General features: G+C 68.3%; 18 protein-coding genes and 1 tRNA gene. 11 read left to right on the top strand and 8 right to left on the bottom strand.

Annotation, left to right across the window (positions count from 1 at the left end):
• Positions 1-139: 139 nt before the first annotated feature.
• The 3 genes from LTV02_RS19970 to LTV02_RS19960 all read left to right on the top strand — a co-directional run bounded on the left by LTV02_RS19970 (position 140) and on the right by LTV02_RS19960 (position 3,092).
• The gene (locus tag LTV02_RS19970) at positions 140-1,102 is read left to right on the top strand and encodes a hypothetical protein (RefSeq protein ID WP_233041398.1); all 963 of its coding nucleotides are present in this window, start codon (positions 140-142) and stop codon (positions 1,100-1,102) included.
• Entirely contained in the window at positions 1,099-1,710 is a 612-nt protein-coding gene (locus tag LTV02_RS19965) for a class F sortase (RefSeq protein ID WP_233041397.1), read from the top strand. Before LTV02_RS19970 ends, LTV02_RS19965 begins: the two co-directional genes overlap by 4 nt.
• Positions 1,711-1,886: 176 nt before the next feature.
• On the top strand, positions 1,887-3,092 hold the full coding sequence (locus LTV02_RS19960) for a phthiocerol/phthiodiolone dimycocerosyl transferase family protein (protein WP_233041395.1): 1,206 nt from the start codon (positions 1,887-1,889) through the stop codon (positions 3,090-3,092).
• 23 nt (positions 3,093-3,115) lie between these two features.
• Here the strand turns inward: LTV02_RS19960 and LTV02_RS19955 are convergent, their stop codons facing one another.
• Positions 3,116-3,811: an IclR family transcriptional regulator gene (locus tag LTV02_RS19955; protein ID WP_233041393.1), complete on the bottom strand. Its 696-nt coding sequence runs from the start codon at positions 3,809-3,811 to the stop codon at positions 3,116-3,118.
• A gap of 191 nt (positions 3,812-4,002) precedes the next feature.
• Here LTV02_RS19955 and LTV02_RS19950 point away from each other — a divergent pair, with 191 nt between their 5' ends.
• Positions 4,003-5,025 carry a TIGR03617 family F420-dependent LLM class oxidoreductase gene (locus tag LTV02_RS19950; protein ID WP_233041391.1) on the top strand — a complete coding sequence of 341 codons (1,023 nt, stop codon included), beginning with the start codon at positions 4,003-4,005 and terminating at the stop codon, positions 5,023-5,025.
• Here the strand turns inward: LTV02_RS19950 and LTV02_RS19945 are convergent.
• Positions 4,979-5,854, bottom strand: coding sequence for an enoyl-CoA hydratase/isomerase family protein (locus tag LTV02_RS19945; RefSeq protein ID WP_233041390.1), 876 nt, complete (start codon positions 5,852-5,854; stop codon positions 4,979-4,981). The genes LTV02_RS19950 and LTV02_RS19945 overlap by 47 nt on opposite strands.
• 41 nt (positions 5,855-5,895) lie before the next feature.
• On the opposite strand from LTV02_RS19945, the gene LTV02_RS19940 reads away from it, so the two are divergent.
• The 4 genes from LTV02_RS19940 to LTV02_RS19925 all read left to right on the top strand — a co-directional run bounded on the left by LTV02_RS19940 (position 5,896) and on the right by LTV02_RS19925 (position 10,165).
• Positions 5,896-7,122: a cytochrome P450 gene (locus LTV02_RS19940; RefSeq protein WP_233041389.1), complete on the top strand. Its 1,227-nt coding sequence runs from the start codon at positions 5,896-5,898 to the stop codon at positions 7,120-7,122.
• A 69-nt stretch (positions 7,123-7,191) separates the two neighbouring features.
• A tRNA-Met gene (locus tag LTV02_RS19935) sits at positions 7,192-7,265 on the top strand.
• A gap of 168 nt (positions 7,266-7,433) precedes the next feature.
• Entirely contained in the window at positions 7,434-9,290 is a 1,857-nt protein-coding gene (locus LTV02_RS19930; RefSeq protein ID WP_233041387.1) for a glycosyl transferase, read from the top strand.
• Positions 9,291-9,355: 65 nt separating this feature from the next.
• Entirely contained in the window at positions 9,356-10,165 is an 810-nt protein-coding gene (locus tag LTV02_RS19925) for a DUF72 domain-containing protein (RefSeq protein ID WP_332909590.1), read from the top strand.
• A gap of 22 nt (positions 10,166-10,187) precedes the next feature.
• On the opposite strand, the gene LTV02_RS19920 is transcribed toward LTV02_RS19925, so the two are convergent.
• Both LTV02_RS19920 and LTV02_RS19915 read right to left on the bottom strand, forming a co-directional pair.
• Positions 10,188-10,559 carry a DUF742 domain-containing protein gene (locus tag LTV02_RS19920; protein ID WP_067716076.1) on the bottom strand — a complete coding sequence of 124 codons (372 nt, stop codon included), beginning with the start codon at positions 10,557-10,559 and terminating at the stop codon, positions 10,188-10,190.
• The gene (locus tag LTV02_RS19915; RefSeq protein WP_233041385.1) at positions 10,556-12,484 is read right to left on the bottom strand and encodes a sensor histidine kinase; all 1,929 of its coding nucleotides are present in this window, start codon (positions 12,482-12,484) and stop codon (positions 10,556-10,558) included. Before LTV02_RS19915 ends, LTV02_RS19920 begins: the two co-directional genes overlap by 4 nt.
• Before the next feature lie 273 nt (positions 12,485-12,757).
• Between LTV02_RS19915 and LTV02_RS19910 the strand changes: the two genes are divergently transcribed.
• The 3 genes from LTV02_RS19910 to LTV02_RS19900 all read left to right on the top strand — a co-directional run bounded on the left by LTV02_RS19910 (position 12,758) and on the right by LTV02_RS19900 (position 14,762).
• On the top strand, positions 12,758-13,411 hold the full coding sequence (locus LTV02_RS19910) for a TetR/AcrR family transcriptional regulator (RefSeq protein WP_233041384.1): 654 nt from the start codon (positions 12,758-12,760) through the stop codon (positions 13,409-13,411).
• A complete protein-coding gene (locus tag LTV02_RS19905; protein WP_233041383.1) occupies positions 13,408-14,331 on the top strand; it encodes a TauD/TfdA dioxygenase family protein in 924 nt (307 codons plus the stop codon). Before LTV02_RS19910 ends, LTV02_RS19905 begins: the two co-directional genes overlap by 4 nt.
• A gap of 92 nt (positions 14,332-14,423) precedes the next feature.
• Positions 14,424-14,762, top strand: a complete 339-nt coding sequence (locus LTV02_RS19900) for a YrdB family protein (RefSeq protein ID WP_233041382.1) — start codon at positions 14,424-14,426, stop codon at positions 14,760-14,762.
• 7 nt (positions 14,763-14,769) lie between these two features.
• Here LTV02_RS19900 and LTV02_RS19895 read toward each other — a convergent pair whose 3' ends face one another.
• The 4 genes from LTV02_RS19895 to LTV02_RS19880 form a co-directional block, all read right to left on the bottom strand.
• The gene (locus LTV02_RS19895; RefSeq protein WP_233041381.1) at positions 14,770-16,032 is read right to left on the bottom strand and encodes an SGNH/GDSL hydrolase family protein; all 1,263 of its coding nucleotides are present in this window, start codon (positions 16,030-16,032) and stop codon (positions 14,770-14,772) included.
• Between the two features lie 57 nt (positions 16,033-16,089).
• Positions 16,090-16,896, bottom strand: a complete 807-nt coding sequence (locus tag LTV02_RS19890; protein ID WP_233041380.1) for an LLM class flavin-dependent oxidoreductase — start codon at positions 16,894-16,896, stop codon at positions 16,090-16,092.
• Positions 16,897-17,004: 108 nt separating this feature from the next.
• On the bottom strand, positions 17,005-17,928 hold the full coding sequence (locus LTV02_RS19885) for a LysR family transcriptional regulator (protein ID WP_233041379.1): 924 nt from the start codon (positions 17,926-17,928) through the stop codon (positions 17,005-17,007).
• Positions 17,929-17,994: 66 nt separating this feature from the next.
• A complete protein-coding gene (locus LTV02_RS19880; protein ID WP_233041378.1) occupies positions 17,995-19,644 on the bottom strand; it encodes a flavin monoamine oxidase family protein in 1,650 nt (549 codons plus the stop codon).
• Positions 19,645-19,671: the final 27 nt, after the last annotated feature.

Genomic DNA, 19,671 nt, shown 5'->3' with positions numbered 1-19,671 from the left:
AGGGATTGAACAAACGTCCAGTCTGTAATGCTCCCAATTTGCCGCAATTGCTCGGATTGGTACCGAATCCGGCTAACAACCGGCACGGCTGCGCCGACGAACGGGGTGTCGGACCCCTCTTCTGGAAGCGAATAAAAAAGTGTCGGCAAGGACATTCACCACCGCGCTGGCCGTAGCCACCGCGGTCGCGCTCTGTGCGGCATCGGCCGCAGCGGACCCCGCCACCACGACGAATCCGGCGCCCGGCCTCGGAGTGGGGGTGGATGTGGGCGTCGGCACCGGGGGAGTGAACGTCGGCGTCGACGTACAGGCCGGTGGCGGCGGCGGTGTCGGCGGCACCGTCGGTGGCGGCGCTCAAACCGGTGGAAACGGCGGTGTGGGTGGCACCGTCGGCGGCGGTGCGCAGACCGGCGGCAATGCCGGGGCCGGTGGCACTGTCGGCGGTGGCGCGCAGACCGGCGGGGACGTCGGTGTCGGCGGAACCGTCGGCGGCGGCGCCCAGACCGGCGGAAATGGCGGAGCCGGAGGCACTGTCGGCGGCGGCGCCCAGACCGGCGGCAATGTCGGTGTCGGCGGGACCGTCGGCGGCGATGCCCAGACCGGTGGGAACGTCGGTGTCGGCGGAACCGTCGGCGGCGATGTCCAGACCGGCGGCAATGTCGGTGTCGGCGGAACCGTAGGCGGTGGCGCGCAGACCGGTGGGAACGTCGGTGTGGGCGGCACTGTCGGTGGCGGTGCTCAGACCGGTGGGAACGTCGGTGTCGGCGGAACCGTCGGTGGCGGTGCGCAGACCGGCGGCAATGTCGGTGTGGGCGGCACTGTCGGTGGCGGAGTCCAGACCGGTGGCACTGTCGGTGTCGGCGGAACCGTCGGCGGCGGTGCGCAGACCGGCGGCCTGGGCGGCATCGACCTAGTCGTCGCCGGATCCGGTGCGGCGGGCGCGGACACCGTGTACGGCATGACGATTCCCGCGAACGCGACCGTCGGCATGACCGGCGGCCCCGCGGTCACCGACCTGGTTCCGCAGGGCGGCTACGTGATTCCCAAGGGCGCACCCGAAACCGGTGCGGGCGGCATGGCCGCTCAGGTGAGCGCGAAGTGAGCCGAAACATCCTGCGCGCCGGGCGAATCCGATTCGGCGTTCTCGCCGCGACGGTGGCGCTCACCTCGGTCCTGACCGCGGGCTGCTCCTCCGACAGCACCCCCGCGGCCTCGACCGTCACCACCACCTCGGCGGTGCAGACCGCCCCCGCGATCAGCCGGTCGACGCCCACGGCGTTCACCATCTCCTCCATCGGCGCCTCGGGTTCGCTGATCTCACTGGGACTCAATGCCGACGGCACCGTCCAGGTCCCCGCCGACTACCGGCAGGCGGGCTGGTACCAGCAGGGCCCCGCCCCGGGCGAGCAGGGTTCGGCGGTGATCCTCGGCCACGTCGACTCCTATCAGGGCGAGGGCATCTTCTTCGCGCTCAAGAAGGTCAAGCCCGGTGATCTGATCGACGTGACCCGCGCGGACGGCAAGATCGCGCACTTCAAGGTCACCGACGTGCGCATGTACCAGAAGTCCGAATTCCCGGATCAGCTCGTCTACGGTTCCCGCGGCGGCGCGACCCTGCAGGTGGTGACCTGCGGCGGCCAGTTCGACCAGAACGCCAAGAGCTATCTGTCCAATGTCGTCGTCTTCTCCTCGCTGGACTCGGTGACCTAGGCCGGTACGGACCGCCGGGTGGCATCGATCTCACCCGGCGGCCGCGCGCCGAACGCGTCTATATCCTGGTCGCCGTAGCGGTCCACCCGGTGCCGCACAAGACATTTCGGCGATGAGGAGCACCAGTGCAGGCTGGCCGGATTCGAGCGCTCGACCCGAGTGAGAAATTCTTCGCCATGGCCAATGCGTATATCGGCTACTCCGCGGTGGTGCGCGGCGAGCTGAATATCGCCGCGCTGTCCACGGCTTTCGCGGCTCTGCGGCGGCGGTATCCGGTGCTGTCGGCGGCGCTGGAGGCCGAGGCGGACGGATTCGCCATCGTGGCGCGGCCGGGACCACTGCCGGGTGTGGTTGTCGGCGCGGGTGATATCGACGCCGTGCTGTCCGATATCTGCGCTGATCAGAACCGGGTGCTGTCCGGGTTGCAGGTTGTTCAGGACGGTGACCGGGCCGCGGTCACGCTGTTCACCCATCACAGCATTGCCGATGGCTATCACTCGCTCGCGCTGCTCGGGGAGCTGTGGTCGCTCTACACCGATACAGTGGCCGGCCTGCCGGTGGATGACGTGGTGCACGGGTATCCGGAGTCGCTGGAGCAGGTGCTGGCGGAGCGTGGAATCACCAAGGTGGACAATGGAATTCAGTCCGCCGCACCCGTCGGCGAAGGTGATTCCCCTGCGTTTCCGCCGCGGCCGCGCGGTGACCGGGTGCGCGTGTTCCAGATCGCGGCGGCGCGCTGCCGTCTCGATACCGCCGCCACCGCGCACCTGCTGGCCTACGCCCGCCGCAACGAGACGACGCTCAATGGCGTGCTCTCCGCCCTGATCCTGCGGGTGGAAGCCGAATTCGCGGGCGTGCCGCCGCAGCGGGTCTCCTACAGCTATCCGGTGAACCTGCGCACCCGGATCACCCCGCCGGTCGAGAACACGGCCGCCACCGATCCGCTGGGATTCGCCGCCTACGTGGCCACCGGCGATCTCACCGACACCCCGGCGATCGCCCGCGACATCATCGACGAGCTGCGAAAAGACTTGGAGAGTCAGGCGATTCACCAGTCCGGCCTGCGGTTCTACGACGATATGGGGTCGCGAATCGCCCAGGTGATGCAGTTGCCGGCCGACGAGCGGCCCATCGGGGTCATCTCCACGAACTGGGGCGTGGTGCCGGAGCTGCGCGGGCCACACACCCTCGAATTCGAGGACTTCCGCACCGTCATGACCGAAGCCGCGGTCGATCCCGAAGCCACGTTCGGCCCGCCCGCCACCTACATTCTGTCCACCTTCCAGGACCGGCTGGCCATCGAACTGCGGGCCGCCGTCGCCCCCGAGGAAACCCGGAAGCGGCTCGCCGCAGTCGAATCCGCGCTGCTCGCACTGCGCTGATCCCGCCGCATGCGGCCACCGAGTCAGGCGGTCAATCGTTCGCCGATGCGCCGGGCCGCGTCGGCGACCAGCGGTGCGAGCCGGCGCGGATGCAGGCCGCGTCCGGCGGCGGAGATGGCACCACTGATCCCGCCGTCGGCGCCGATGATCGGCGCCGCGGCGCCCGCGATCCCCATCGGACAGCGTTCGGGCGCGCTGACCGCCACCCCGTGCGCGGCGCGCGTCCGGTGCAGGCGGGCATGCAGCCGATTCACATCCAGCAGGTCCGAGTCCGGTGCGGGCACGGCGAACAGCGCGTCCACATGCTCGGGCGGCATGGCGGCCAGCACCGCCCAGCCCAGTACCGTCCGCGTCGCGGCAGTGCGCTGCCCGACGGCCGACGGCACGCCGGCCCTCGGGCCGCCGACCTTGTCGAGATAGCGGATGTGCCGGCCCTCCAGCACCCCCAGATGCGTGACCGCGCCCAGATGCTCGTGCAGCGTGTGCAGCACCGGACCGGCGGCGGCGCGTAGCTGCGAGCGATCCCGCTGCCGGGCGGCCAGCCCGAATACCCGTGGGCCCAGGCGATATCCGGGCGGATCGTGATCGAGCCAGCCCAGCCGGACCAACTGCCGGATGATGCGGAACACGGTCGACCGGGGGAGATCGGTGTGCGCGGCGATCTCGTCCAGGGTGCGGTGGTCGGGGCCCGCGGCGAAGGCATCGAGTACCTCCGTCATTCGTTCGATCATGGATGACCGGGTCGCTGTCACGTCGATGCGCATGGCGAAAACCTCCCTGCGCCACCGTATCCAGCCGGGCGCCGGTGCGGGCGGAGCAGTTCCACTGGCTGAAACCGGCGGCGGAATTCCGGGCCGGACCGGTGCTTGGGTGGCGGGACACGCAACCGAAGCAGCCGGAGGACAGTGGGATGCAGGTGGATATCCAGCTCGACGGGCGGCCCGATCAGGTCCTGCCGCGCGCCGAGGCGGCGGCCGCGCTGGGCGTGGACGGGCTCTTCACCTTCGAAGGGCGGCACGACGTCTTCCTGCCGCTGGCGGCGGTCGCGCCGAAGGTGCCGATCGACCTCATGACGAATGTGGCGATCGCCTTCCCGCGCAGCCCGCTGCACGTGGCGCACGCCGCCTACGATCTGCACCTGGCGAGCGGCGGGCGCTTCCGGCTGGGGCTCGGTTCGCAGGTACGGGCGCATATCGAAAACCGTTACGGCGCAACGTGGTCGCGACCGGCGGCGCGGATGGGGGAGTTCGTCGCGGCGGTACAAGCCATCCTGGGCGCGTGGCAGGACGGGACGCCGCTGGAGTTCCGGGGCGAGTTCACCCGGCATACCTTGATGCCGCCCCCGTTCGATCCGGGGCCGAATCCGGTTGGGGTGCCGCCGGTGCTGATGGGTGGGCTCGGGCCGCTCATGGTGCGCACGGCTGCGGAGGTGGCGGACGGACTGTTGGTGATGCCGTTCAACAGTGCGGCGCACTTCCGGCAGCGCACGCTGCCCGCCGTGCGCGCCGGGCTGGACCGTGCCGGCCGGGACCACGCGGATTTCCAGGTGATTCCGCAGGTCATGGCGGCGGTCGGCCGGACCGCGGCCGAACGTGCGGAAGCCGATGCGGGAGTGCGTCGGCTCATCGCCTTCTATGGTTCGACGCCCGCGTACCTGCCGGTGCTGGAGGAAGAGGGCCGCGCCGGGCTACAGCCCCGGCTCAACGAGTTGTCCAAGCTCGGCGCGGTGGATCGGATGACCGAGCTGATCGATGACGCGCTGCTGGCAGCCATTGCCGTGCGGGGGACGCCCGAGGAGTGCGCCGATCAGATCGACCGGCGCTTCGGCGATGTCGCGGAACGGGTTTGCGTCTACTTTCCCGGATACACGCCGCCGGATCAGCACCTCAGTGATCTGGTGTCGGCTCTGCACCGGGCGCGGAATGGTGCTTGAAATGTGCTGTGCTGGAAACGATTCCATCGCCGTCCGGAAGCTCGCTCGCGCTGCCCGCCCACTTCGGGGCACGGCGCTCCTGGAACGCGCGCACGCCCTCCTTGGCGTCCTCGTGACCCATCAGCATCAGATGCAGGTCGGTCTCCAACTGGCCTACGCGTCCGGCATCGCTCTCGAACGACTCCCACAACAGCCGCTTGCTCGCGGCCACTGCCAACGGAGCCGCGTTAACCGCGATATCTCGCGCCAATTCCATTGCCGCGCCGAGCACTTCGTCATTGGGCAGCGCCTCCAGGCACAAGCCCATGTCGCGGGCGCGCCGTCCGTCGAACGTGGCGCCCGTGAGCAGCAGGTAGGCGGCCCGCGACACCCCGACCAGCCGCGGCAGTACCCAATGCGAATACGCATCGCCGATCATGCCCCGACGCACTTGCAGCACACCGTATTTGGCGTCCTGCGCCATCAGGCAGATATCGGCCTGCAGGGCCATGGTGAGCCCGATCCCCAGCGCGTGCCCGTTCACGGCCGCGATCACCGGCTTGCGAATCCGCCAGGCGGGCAAACCGATCCCCGCCGCACTGAACTTCGCACCTGGTTCGCTGAACGTCCGATCACCCGCCCCCAGATCCGCCCCCGCGCAGAACGCGGGCGGCTCCCCGGTCAGCACCACCACCCGGACCTCGTCCGCCCCATCGCAATAGCCATAAGCCGCAGCCAATTCCGCGCCCATTTCCCCGGTGAACGCATTGCGCCGCTCGGGCCGATTCAGCGTGACGACGGCAACCCCGTCGCCGACCTCCAGCCGCAAGGTGCGGAACCGCATCGTCATAACCATCATCCTTCGAAATCGCGAGAACTCCAGGAGCAACCGTGCCGAATTCATTGATACCACCCGGATTCGATTTCACCGACCCCGAACTCTGGGCTACCCGAACCCCCGTCGAGGAATTCGCCGAACTCCGCCGCAATGCCCCGATCTGGTGGAATGCGCAAACCCCGGAACAAGCGGCCCCTTTCGGCGACGAGGGATTCTGGGTGGTATCCCGTCACGAGGACATCCGCGAGATATCCCGGCAACCCGAACTCTTCTCCTCCAGCCGCAATGGCGCCATCATCCGCATGCCGTCCGATACCACCCCCGAACAGCTGGAACTCAATGGCGCTTCGCTGGTCAACATGGATCCGCCGAAACACACCCGCACCCGCCGCATCGTCTCGAAAGGCTTCACTCCCCGCGCCGTGGAAAGTCTCCGCGCCGCCCTCACCGAACGCGCCGAGCGAATAGTCCACGACGCCAGGAAAACCGGAGGCGGCGATTTCGTCCGACAAATAGCCAGTGAACTTCCGCTGCAGGCGATCGCCGAACTCCTGGGCGTCCCCCAAGAAGATCGCCACCGCCTCTTCGACTGGTCCAATCAAATGCTCAGCTACGACGACCCCGAATACGGCGACCCGCTCACCGCCTCCGCCGAAATCCTCGGCTACGCCTGGAACATGGCCGAACAACGCCGCGCCTGCCCCGCCGGCGACATAGTCAGCCAACTGGTCTCCGCCGATCTGGACGGCGAAGCCCTGGCCTCCGATGAATTCGGCTTCTTCGTGATCCTCCTGACTGTCGCAGGCAACGAAACCACCCGCAATGCCATCACCCACGGCATGAAGGCTTTCGTGGACCATCCCGCCCAATGGGAACTGTTCCGCACCGACCGCCCCCGCACCGCCCCCGACGAAATAGTCCGCTGGGCGACCCCGGTAACCGCCTTCCAGCGCACCGCGACTCGGGACACCGAACTGGCGGGCCACCCCATCGCCGCCGGCGACCGCCTCGGAATGTTCTACAGCTCAGCCAATTTCGACGAATCCGCCTTCACCGACCCCCACACCTTCGACATCCTCCGAAACCCCAACCCCCACCTCGGCTTCGGCGGCACCGGCACCCACTACTGCATAGGCGCCAAACTCGCCCGCCTCGAAATCGACCTCATCTTCAACGCGATAGCCGACACCATGCCGGCCCTGCGCCAGCTCGCCCCACCCGAACGCCTCCGCTCCGGCTGGATCAACGGCATCAAACACTGGCAAGTCGCCTTCGCCTGACCGCAAAACCCGCTCTGACCAGACGATTTGGTTCCCCCTCCCCTCCGTGTGTAATGTTGTATTCACCGACGCGGGGTGGAGCAGCTCGGTAGCTCGCTGGGCTCATAACCCAGAGGTCGCAGGTTCAAATCCTGTCCCCGCTACAAACGAGGGTGGTCCTGAAGATTCAGGACCACCCTCTTTTTTCGTAACTCCTCGGATCGCAAAGACGAATTCGGCCGCCGCCCGATACGCCGCCCGATACAGCATTCCGGTTCGCTCGCGTACCGTGAGCGGTTGCTTGTGATTGTGAAGGCTAGAGGAGTTTGCGCGTGGCACTGGGGTGGGTATCCGATCGGGTCGAGAAGGCCCGATCGGGGGAGGGGCCGGACCAGAATGCCGTGGACGCGGATCCTCCGGAATGCACTCGGCTCCGGCTGTCGGCGCAGCGCGTACGTGCGGCGCGCACCGATCTCGTCATCGCCGGCGGCTATCTCGCGCTGGCGATCTTCGTACTCGCCAGGCTGTGGCTGCACCCCCGCGACGGCTACCTGATCGAGAGTGATCAGGATCAGACGCTCTACGAGTGGTTCTACTCCATCACCGCGTACAAGATCACCCACCTTGGGAGTCCGTTCAGCACGACGCTGCAGAACTACCCCGATGGTGTGAACCTGATGTCGAACACCCTCATGTACTCCTTCGGTGTCCCGTTCACGCCCGTCACCCTGCTGTTCGGGCCCACCGTCACCTTCGCGCTGGCGCTCACCCTGGGCTTGTCCGGCACCGCGTTCGCCTGGTACTGGGTGTTCTCGCGCGAGCTGGTCAGCTCCAAAACCGCTGCGGCCGTGGGCGGTGTGTTCTGTGGGTTCGCGCCCGCCATGATCTCCCACACCAACGGCCACCCGAATTTCGTGATGCTGGTGCTGCTGCCGTTCATCGCGCTGCGGGTCATCAAGATGGTGCGGCACGCCGAAGCGGCCCCGGACGCGCCACCGCGACCGCGCGATTCCGTCATTCTGGGCCTGCTGGTGGCCGTGCAGCTCGGGCTGGGCGAAGAGCCGCTGCTGATCTTCTCCTTCGGGTTCGCGGTCTTCGGCCTGGCCTACCTGGGCAATCGGAAAGCCATCGGGCGTACCGTGCGGGCGATCGCGAAGCCGGTAGGGCTCGCGGCGCTGATCACGCTGGCCTGCACCGCGATTCCGCTGTGGTGGCAGTTCCGTGGCGACCAGTCGTACCGGTTCGTCGGTCACGGGCGGGTGGGCAACGACTTCCTGACGCCGTGGCAGTTCTCCTCGCACTCGCTCGGCAGCATGTTCTCGTTCGGCCCGGATGTGGCCATCAACCCGACCGAGCACAATGCCTACTTCGGCTGGCCGCTGTTGCTGCTCGCCATCGGGACCGCGTTCTACCTGCGCAATCTGCGTATCGTCCGGGCCTGTGTGGTCGTCGCCGTGGGGTTCATCGCGCTGTCGATGGGCATCGTGATGTCCTTCGCCGGCAGCTTCACCATGATGCCCATGCCGTGGATCCTGTTCGGCTGGATGCCGCCGCTGAACGGGATCGTCGAATCACGTTTCGCCATGGCCGCCATTCCGACCATCGCGATCGTGCTGGTGCTGGGCAGTCAGCGGGCGATCGACCACTGGCGCACCGGCGCTACCAAGTGGCGGCCGGTGGCCTGGTTCGGCGCGCTGGCGTTCGCACTGCTGCCTCTCGCTCCGACCATCCTGCCGGTGGTGGAACGCACTCAGCCGCCCGCGTTCTTCGCCGATGGCATTGTGCGGCAGTACGTCTCGGACGGCTCGGTGGTGATGGTGCCGCCCTCCAGTGCGGTCGACTCCGTCGCCCTGCGGTGGCAGGCCGACGCCGACTTCGACTTCCCGCTGGTGGGTGGCTACTTCGTCGGCCCGGCCGGCGAGGACCAGGCGTCCCACTACGGCGCCGAGGCGCGGCCCACCGAGATCATGCTCACCCTGGCCCGCATGTTCGACGCGCCGCCGGTCGTCACCGAGACCATGCGCGATCAGATCCGCGCGGACCTGCGGTACTGGCAGGCCGATGTGCTGGTGCTGCCGCCCTCCGCCGGACGTGTGGACACCCTGCGCCGAACCATGGACGAATTGCTGGGCTTCCCCGGCCAGGAGGTCGGCGGCGTGTGGTTGTGGGACGTGCGCGGCCTCGTGTGAGTCACCGGCGCGGTGCGCCGGGAGAGGTTGCGGGGCGGCGGAGGGGGAATCGCCATGGGATGACGATGTCGATCGGTACTTCGGGCTGGCAGTATGCGGATTGGCGGGCGGTGTTCTATCCCGAAGGGGTCGGGCAGCGGCGGTGGCTGGAGCATTACGCGCGGCATTTCGGGACGGTGGAGTTGAACGCGGCGTTCTATCGGCCGGTCCGGCGTTCGACGTTCGAAGGGTGGCGGGAGCGCACGCCGGCGGATTTCGTGATGGCGGTGAAGGCCAGTCGGGTGATCACGCATTATCGGCGGCTGTCGGATGTGGAGATTCCGCTGGAACGCACGGTGGAGGCGGCGCGGGGACTCGGTGACAAGCTGGGGCCGCTGCTGATTCAGTTGCCGCCGAATCTGCCGGCCGAGCCCGATCGGCTGCGGGCGGTGCTGGAGCTGATTCCGGACGATCTTCGGGTCGTGGTCGAGCCGCGGCACGAGAGCTGGTGGACCCCTGCGGTTCGCGAGGTGCTGGAGGCGAAGAATGCGGCTTTGTGCTGGGCGGACCGGCTGGATCGGCCGGTGACGCCGCTGTGGCGGACGGCCGACTGGGGCTATCTGCGGTTCCATGAAGGTACGGGCGAACCGGCGCCCAGCTACCACGAAGCGGTGCTGGCCGGCTGGCTGGACCGTATCGAGGAGACCTGGGATCGGGAACTGGACGTCTTCGTGTACTTCAACAATGACCCGGGTGGTGCGGCGGTGTTCGACGCCATCCGCTTCGCGGGTCTCGCGCGCGCGGCGGGCCTCCCGGTGGGGCGCGTTCCCCGCTTGCCGGATGTTCCGGCGCTGAAACCCACCGGGACGGTAGGGGATTGGGATACGCCCTGGTAGGCGTCGGACGGCCGGAACCGGGTCACAATGCCCGGATCCCTTTCAGGACGGCGCGCAGCACGGCCAGGTCGTCGGCGGAACCCTGATCGGCCGCGGGTGCGCGGAAATCGAGGACGCCGTCGGCGATGAGATCCCCGACCAGGATCTTGGTCGCGGTGATAGGCAGCCGCAGCTGGGCGGCGATCTCCGCGACCGAGAGCGGAGCCCGAGTCAGCTCCACGATGGCCGCGTATTCGGGTTCGTCGCGGCGCAGCCGGCCGAACCTCGACGTCACCACGCGGGTGAGGATGTCCACGTCGGTGCGCCGGGTTTCGGACCGGCCGCGTGTCACCGCGTAGAGCCGCACCACCGGTCCGGCGTCCTCGTCGTACCACGACTCCGGTGCATCGCTCATGAGTACTCGGGCTGCGCCGTAATTCGGTTCTCGCGCACCGGATCTGCCGTACCCGCCTCCAGAGCGGCGGTAGTGAGCGTGCGCGGAATCAGCACGATGGCCTTCATGCCGCCGTAATCGGATTCCGTGAGCCGCACCGTAATACCGTGGCGCGCGGCCAGTTTGGCGACCACGAACAAACCGAGCCGGATATCCGAGGACAGGGTCGCGACGCTGAAATCCGGCGGTTGCGCCAGCAGCGCGTTGCGGGCCGCCATCTCCGCGGCGGTCATGCCCATACCCTGATCGGCGATCTCGATTGCGATGCCCTTGCCGACCGTCCCGCCGGTCACCTCCACGGGTGACTCCGGCGGCGAGAACGCGGTGGCATTGTCGGCCAGCTCCGCCAGCAGATGGATGATATCGGTGACGGCGGATCCGACGATCTGCGTCGCCGGCAGCCTGCGGACGTGAATTCTCCGGTAGTCCAGCGATTCCGCGGCCGCACCGCGCACCACATCGACCAGCGGAACCGGATTGCGCCACTTGCGTCCCGGCTGCTCCCCGCCGAGCACGATGAGGTTCTCGGAATTGCGGCGGGCCCGGGTCGCCAGATGGTCGAGATCGAAGAGCAACTGCAGCCGCTCCGAATCCGCTTCCTCCCGCTCGGCTTTGTCGAGCAGCGCCAGCTGCCGGTGCACCACGCTCTGGGACCGGTGCGCGATCTTCACGAACACCGCGTTCACACCCGCCCGGGTCTTGGCCTCGGCGACCGCCGCCGCCACCGCGGCCCGGTGCGCGCGGTTGAAAGCATCGGCGACATGGCCGATTTCGTCGGCGCCGAAGTCCAGCCGGTCGGCGTCCTCGTCGAGTTCCTCACCGGCCGAGAGCCGCCGGATGGTGTCCGGCAACCGCTCATCGGCCAATTCCAGGGTGTCGCGGCGGAGCCGGCGCAGCCGGGCGATGAACCTGTTGGCCAGCAGCAGCGCACCGAGGAAGGCCAGCAGCGCGAGCGAGAGCACGCCCGCCCCGGCGGTCAGCGAATTCCGGTTGAGCCGGTTGCCCTGTTCGGTCGCCGCGAAATGCGCGTCGACGCTCTGGGTTTCCCACAGCCCCAGCAGATCGCCCCGGACCTTGCCCGCCACCTGCTGCCATTCGGTCAGTGTCAACGGCAGCGAATCGGCGGAGCGGCCGCCGCTTCCGGAGGCCGTGACCGGGCCGCGTACGAGGATCGCGTCCTCCATGGCGCGCAGCCGCTGCCATTCCGAGCTGCCGGTGATCGCCTTCCAGCGCTCGAGGTGCGACCCCTGCAGCACCGACCCGATATAGGCGACCTCGCCGCGCCCATCGCCGATGTATCCGGCCAATTCCACCAGCAGTTCCGGCGACAGCTGCCCGCTGAGCATCACCAGGGAGCCCAAACCGCTGGTCCGCGAAATGGATTCGGCGGCCCGCAGCGCATGGACCGACTTGTACAGCTCGACCGCGATATGGGACTCGGGCGCCACATCGGCCGAGATCAGCCAGCCGTTGATGATGGCGGCGACCGCCATGCTGTACGCGGTGAACGCCTCCGCCGCCGGAATAGCGCGCGCATCGATGGCGGCCCGCAGCGCGGGTACCTTCTGCCCGACGCCGACCCGGAAGAACCCGTCCTTCAGATCGGGCCGAAGTTCCGACAGCGCATTGGCCTGCGCCACCACCGCCGCGTACCCCGCATCGGATTGCTTACGCGCCGCAGGCAAGCCGTACCCCGCCGAATCGTCCCCGGCCAGGAACAACAGGGACAGTCGCCGCTCCTCCTGGAACGCCTCGATCATCTTGATCGACGGCCCCGAGGTGCCGCGCGCCAGTTCGGCGAACCGATTGGCCTCCCGCCCGCTCTGCACCAGATAGGCCGATCCGCCGATCCCGATCGCCAGCAAGGCGAGACTCGGAATGAGCACGATGGCAAGCACTCTGGTTCGGACGCTGACAACCCGCGACCACCGTGCCGGGTTCGGATGGAGAAATTTGCTGCTGATCACCGAATCGTCGCCTACTCGCAGGTCTGGCTACCCGCCAGCGTGGACGCAAAGTTAGTCACTGAAACGGCACCCCCGCAACACTTTCGCCGATTACGTGCCCGGCGCCTGCCGCGGAGCGCGTTGCGACGGCGAATAAAGATCGGGGTGAGTGAATCGGTTCGTGGATTAACGCAGTTGCTTTAACTTGGGGGCATGGCGGCGAAAGCGCGGATCCTGGCGGCGGCGGAGCGGTTGTTCGCGGAGTTCGGGATCGAGTCGGTGTCGTTGCGGCAGATCGCAGTTGCCGCGGGACAACGCAATACCTCGGCGGTGGCCTACCACTACGGGAGCAAGGAGGCGCTGGTCGAGGAGATCTACGTCTGGCGGATGACCACCGTGAACGCACAGCGGCTGCGGCGGCTGCGGGAGCTGGGGGACGCCGGGGTGTCCGAGCTGGTACGGGCATTGGTGGAACCGCTCGCGGCCACGCTGCACGATCCGGAGCGCGCGGGGGAGCCCAGCTGGTATCTGCGATTCATCGCCGAGACCCTGTGGCGGCCGCAGTTCGATCCGGTGCTGAACACGATGCGGCGGCCCGAGGCCGAGAGCGTCCGGCTGGTGGTGGCGGGACTGCGGCGCGAGCTGGAGGGCCTCGCGCCCGAGATCTTCGACGAGCGAATGCGATTGGTCGCGATGCTCGTCGTCACCGCACTGGCGGATCGGGAGCGCCGCTTGCAGGAACCGGACCCGCCGGGGCATCTCACCGACCTCGGCCTGGAGGTACTCGTCGATGCCGCCACCTCGATGCTCGCCGCCCCATGGCCGCCTGAAAACGCAAGTCACCCAACGAAACAAGGATCACGATGACTGCCACGTACAACACGCTCGGCGAGATGCTGATCGGCCGTTCCCTGGCCGCCGGCCCGCGCACCCTGCACCGGCTGCCCGGCGGCGCCGACAGCGCGCCGTACGAACTGTTCACCCTCACCCCGTACACGAATCTGATCGGCGCCGAGATCTCCGGCATCGATCTGCGCGAACCGGTCGGCCCGGAACTGTTCGCCGAACTCGATCGCGCGCTGCTGGAGTGGAAGGTGCTGTTCTTCCGCGACCAGAACCTCACCGGCGCACAGCATCGCGACTTCGCGCGCCTGTGGGGTGAGCTGGAAGTGCACCCGTTCCTGCCGCAGGGCGACGTCCCCGAGATCGTCCGCTTCTCGAAGGACGCGCAGAACCCGGGCGTCGAGAACGCCTGGCACACCGATGTCACCTGGCGGGAACGCCCGGCGCTCGGCTCCGTGCTGCGTGCGCTGGAGGTCCCGGCGGCCGGCGGCGACACCATGTTCGCCGATATGGCCGCCGCCTACGACAATCTGTCGCCCGAGCTCAAGGCCCGCATCGACGACCTGGACGCGGTGCACGACTTCACCCTGCCCTTCGGTCAGTTCCTGGATGCCGACGAACTCGCCCGCCGCCAAGCCGAATTCCCGCCCGTGGTGCACCCGGTGGTCCGCACGCACCCGCGCACCGGCCGCAAGACGCTGTTCGTCAATGCCGTCTTCACCACCCACATCGTCGGCCTGGACCCGGCCGAGGGTGAGGATCTGCTGCGGGAACTGTTCCAGCAGGCTCGAATTCCCGAGTATCAGGTCCGATTCCATTGGGCCGCGGGGTCGATCGCGTTCTGGGACAACCGCGCCACCCAGCACTACGCCGTCAACGACTACTTCCCGCAGCGCCGCGTGATGGAGCGTGCCGCGATTCTCGGCGACCGCCCCACTCGCTGACCGCAGGCACATCTGAGAGCGGTGCTCTTGCTTTGGATCATTGTTCGTGAGACAGTGATGGCGCAATAGAGAGCACTGATCTCGGAGTGGGCATGATCCTGGAAATCTGGCGTGGCGCCAACCTTCTCATCGCGTTCCTGCTGGAGCTGGTCGCCGTCGCCGCGCTCGGTTTCCTGGGTGCGCGCGGCGGTCGCGGCCGGGCGGGGCGACTGCTGTGCGGGATCGCTGCCGCGGTGGTCGCGATGCTGTTCTGGGGTCTGTTCGCCGCGCCGGAATCGACCTTCGACGTTCCGGTGCTCGCGGTGCTCACCAAGATCGCGGTGTTCGGCGGTGCGGCCATCGCGCTGCACCGCCTCGGGCACCGGCACGCGGCGCTGATCTACCCCGTGGTGGTGCTGGCCAACCTCGGGTTCGTCCACCTCTCCGCCTAGTGCGTGCTCAACCCAGGTCGACGGCGGCGGCCGCGGCGGCCATCGCGGTGTAACCGGCATCGCTGGGGTGCAGGTGATCGCCGGAGTCGTAGGGCGCGGCCAAGCGTCGCGGGGCGGCGGGATCGGCGAGCGCGGCATCGAAATCGATCACGGCGTCGTATTCCCCGGAAGCGCGGATCCATTGATTCACCGCCGCCCGTTCGGCTTCGGCGGCGGCCGAATAGTACGGCGAGCCCTCCATGGGGAGCATGGTCGCGCCGATCACCCGCAGACCCCGGGCCCGGGCCTGCGCGATCAACTCCCGGTATCCGGCGATGAGCTGCTCGGCCGAGACCGGTACGGCGGGTTCGCCGATCTCCGGCGCGCCGACGCTGAGCCCGATGTCATTGATGCCTTCCAGGATGATGACGGTGGCGATGCCGGGCTGGTCGAGCACATCGTGCCGGAAGCGGCGCAGGGCGCTCTCGCCCATCCAGCCGGAGTCGACGGTCACCCGGTTGCCGCCGATGCCCTGGTTGAGGACGGCGCGCGGAGTCCCCTGTGCGGCAAGGAGTTCGGCGAGTTCGTCGGGGAAGCGATTGCCGGCGTCGACGGTCGAGCCGACGCCGTCGGTGATGGAGTCGCCGAATGCGACGATCCCGGCGGTGCGCGGCAGGATATCGGCCACTTCGACGCGGGACAGGTAGTACCAAGCCGCCGTGGTCTCGGTGAAGGGCGCGCCGCCGGTGTCGGCGCGCTGGTCTCCGTCGGCGCGATAGGCGGTCTCGAAGGCCTGGGAATGCTGGGTGACCGGCCCCGTCGCGTCGGTGAGGTAGAGGGTGATGCTCAACTCGTCGAACGGGGCGAGCGGCAGCAGTACGGGGTCGGTCGCGAGTTCGGCTCCCGGCGGGATCTCCGTGGCGACGGCATTGCCGAATGTCAAGGTGCGCAGGGTTTCCGGAACGATCCCGGCGTCGGTCAGTCCGCGTGCCACGTTCGCGCCGCCGATCCGCAGCGGCGTGGTGCCGAAGCGATTCGACAGCACGATCCGGGCGGCGGCTCCGCCCTGCGTCACTCGAACAACTTGGCGCAGTGTCTGATTCGTGAATCCTTGCTCCGCCCAGTTCGGGCCGACGAAGCGGTCCGCTCGATACAGCGCGGTGGTCCAGGCCGCCGACCAGCCGGGCGGCGCGGGAGTGGCACCCGCCGTCGTCACGATCGCGGGCAGCATGAGCAGTACCGCCGCTGCGAGCGCACGCAGCAGCCTGGTGATGGCACGGGAAGAGCGCATGTCGGAATCCGTTCTGCGGAAAGAGAAGTGGCGCCGCGGCGGGCGGCTTCGCGGTCGCTACTGCGCGGCGCGGACCGCACCGGCGAAGGCATAGTCACGCCGCCAATCCGGTCCGGTCGGCGCGAGGATGACCCGATCGACGCCGGCGGCCTCGTACGCGGTCAATTCGGCCGCGGCCGAGCGCGGGTCCGTGGAAAGGGCCGGTGCGACGACGGTGACGGCGGGCGCCGGGCGTTCGTGGCGCGCCGCGAGCTCACGCAGTTCGTTCAGCAGGCCGGGCAGCTGGTCGAGGCCCGGGTTGATCGGCATCCAGGCGTCGCCGTAGGCGGCGGCCCGGCGGCGGGCCCGGGCGCTGTTGCCCGCGATCAGGATCGGCGGCATCGACGCGCCCGGCGACAGTGCGACCTCGAGCTCGTCGGCCAGCCGCGTGGGTTTCCCCGCGATCAGATCCGGCAACACCGCCAGCGTGTGATCGGTGCGCGCGCCGCGTTCGGCGAACGGCACTCCCGCCGCGCGCCAGCCGATATCACCGTGCGCGGGGTTGCCGGTGCCGACGCCGAGCAGCAGCCGATCGTCCGAAAGCTGTTGCAGGGTGGCGATTTCCTTCGCGGCCCACGCGGCCGGGCGCAGTGCCAGCAGCATCGCCCCGTAGCCGATCCGGAGCCGGTCGGTCACCGCCGCGGCGGTGGCGAGGGCGACCGTGCTGTCCAGCATGGGCTGCGACGCGATGAGATGGTCACTGGCCCATACGGATTCGAGGCCCGCCGACTCCGCCGTACGCGCGCTCGCGCGCAGCTCCCCGGCACCGGACCCCGCGATATGCGGGCCGGACGTGGGCAGAAAGACGCCGATCTGAATAGCCACCGGGTTGCCTCCGATTCACAAGTGGTTGCTTCGGGATCGACGGTATAGCGGCCGGATGAGCGTTCCAATGTGTGATCGGCTCAGAACTATGCCCGAAACGCGCACCCCTCAGCCGCGCACTCCGCCGCCGAGCAGTGCGCTGCCCGCCAGCCGGACCTGGTCCTTCAAGGCTTCGACCACCGCGGCCACCTCGGGGCGGCGCAGGGTTTCGGAGCGGGCCACCAGCCAGTAGGTGAGCTTCACGGCGACCTCGTCGCGGAGCACACGGATCAGGTCGGGGTGGCGGTCGGCCATGAAGGCCGGGAGCAGTCCGAGTCCGGCCCCGGCGCGGGTGGCTTCCACGTGGACGAAAACGTTGGTGGAAGAGACGGATTCGCGCATGTTGGGCGCGAATCCGGGGGCCAGGTCGAGGTCGTCCACCTGGAGCATGGAGTCGATGAAGTAGACGAGCGGGTGCCGGGCGAGGTCGCCGATAGCGGCCGGTGTGCCGCGTTCCTCGAGGTAGCCGCGCGCGCCGTAGAGGCCGAGGATGTAGTCGCCCAGTGGAATCGCCTCCGCGCGCCGGACCTGCGGGCGGCCGACCACGATTTCGACGTCCAGTCCGGAACGTTGCAGGGAAGCCCGGCGCGTGGTCGCCACGATCTCGACGGCCATCCTGGGGTGGCGGCGCAGTACCGCGGCGGCCGCGGGGGCGGCCAGATATGCGCTGAAACCGTCTGTGGCGGAAAGTCTTACGACGCCTTCGAGGGTGTGCTCGCCATCCGTTCCGGTGAGCGATTTGACCGCCGATTCGATGGACTCGGCCGCCCCCAGAGCTGTCCGCCCCAGTTCCGTCAGTTCCCAGCCGCCCGCCCCGCGCGTCAGCACCCGCCCGCCGAGGGCCCGCTCCAATGCCGCGATCCGCCGCGAAATGGTGGTGTGGTTGAGGCCGAGTTCATCCGCCGCCGACACGTACCGTCCGGTCCGGCCGACCGCCAGCAGTACCAGCAGATCGTCCGGGTTGGGTCGCGGAGTGCCGGAGGACAAGCTCATTTCTGCATCTTTGCAGATAAGAGCGGCGCAAGCGGTCATTGCCCACGCTCGGCTGTGCATGAACACTCACCGTCGATGCACCTCGATCGCGGCCCGCACCCCGCTTTCGAGCGCGCCTTCGATCCACGCCGTATTCAAACTGGTGTGATCGCCCGCGAAATGCACCCGCCCCTCCACCGACCGAGTGGCGAGGTGATGTTCGTGCAACTGCCCCGGAGCGGGAATCGCCGCCTCACCGAGCGCATACCGCGCCCGCAACCAGCTCTGCGTGATCCCCACCCCCGTGAACTCCGCATCCACCCGGGCCCCGAACAACTCCCGCATCCCGTTGAGCGCGAAGTGAATCCGCTCGCCGTCGGTCAGCGAATCCCACCGCATCGCCTCATCGGCGAAGGTGTAGGAGGCCAGCACCACCCCACCCTCCGAGTTCTCGGTATGCGAAGGGAAATAAGTGCACCGATTCGGCGAATCACTGATGCATCGCCCACCCCGGAACCCCGCCGCCCCCTGCTCCCAGAACCGAGTCTTGAACTCCAGCAGCACTTTCGTCGCGGCATCATGATGCATCTCGATCACCGCCCGCCGCTTGTCATACGACAGCGGCGGCTCGAACGTGCAAAACCGCGCCGCCGTCAACGGTATCGCCACGATCGCGTAATCCGCCTCGAACGACTCAACCGGCCCCACCGGCCCGCCATCACTGCTCTCGTTCCCGGATTCCGCTGTGGTCCAAACCTTCACACCATGCTCGGTCTGCTCCAGCCGAGTCATCCGCTTACCCATCAGAACAGACGCCCCGAGCTGCCGAGCCAGCGCATCCGTCAGCGACGCCATCCCGCCCACCAGCTCCCACGACGAGGCACCCGACGGAACCAGACTGTGATCCACCAGCGGGAAGATCACACTGTGCCTCAGCCGGGCCGTCACGTTCTCCAGCGTCCCCACCGCCGCCAGCTGGGCCCCGCTCCAGCCCGCTTCCATGAGATAGCGCCGCAGACAATGGTTTTCGTACCTGTCCAACAGTGCGGCCCAGCTCTCGACCTGCCGTTCGATGGGCGGTCCGGCCGCTACGACCTGCCGCAGCGCCGCATCCAGCTCGGCACTGCCCGCTGTCGCCGACACACACCCGAAACCGGCGTGCACCGCAGCGGGATTCGCGGCGTACGCGGCTCGGGTGACGCTCGCCCCGTTGACCGCGATCAAGGTGCGCCCGGCGCTCGGCGGCGGCACGTAATCGGTCTTCGGCCCGTTCGTCCACTCCTCGCCGGTGAACGAGCGGTAGTACACCGGCGGAGTCGGCGGCGTGGGCGTGTCCGGGAGTACATCCGATCCGTAGAAGGGCCGCCGCCGCAGCCCGAGCCGGTCCGCCAGCGCCAGCGCCAGTGGATGCGCACTCGACAATCGCATGGCCCCGGCCTCGGCATAGAGCGCGGGATCGCTGAACACACCCCGCAAGGTCTTCACCCGCCCGCCCGTGCGATTCCCATTGGCCTCCAGCACCGTCACCTGATGCCCGGCCGCCGCCAGCAGCCTCGCGGCACTCAACCCCGCCGCCCCCGCCCCCACCACAACGATCTTCTTCCGCCGCTCCGCCACAGGCAGACCCGTATCGATCAGCACCTTCAGATAAGCCAGCGTGAAATCCTCACCATTCCCGTCAACCCCCAGCAACTGCCGCGCCAGCGCCTCACTACTCCCCCCACCCCCACTCCGCACGCTGTACTCACTGGCCGCCGACCCACA

The organism is Nocardia yamanashiensis, from assembly GCF_021183565.1.
GTDB lineage: Bacteria > Actinomycetota > Actinomycetes > Mycobacteriales > Mycobacteriaceae > Nocardia > Nocardia yamanashiensis.
Note: the sequence above shows the minus strand (reverse complement) of the source record. Positions and strands in the feature narration are given on the sequence as shown.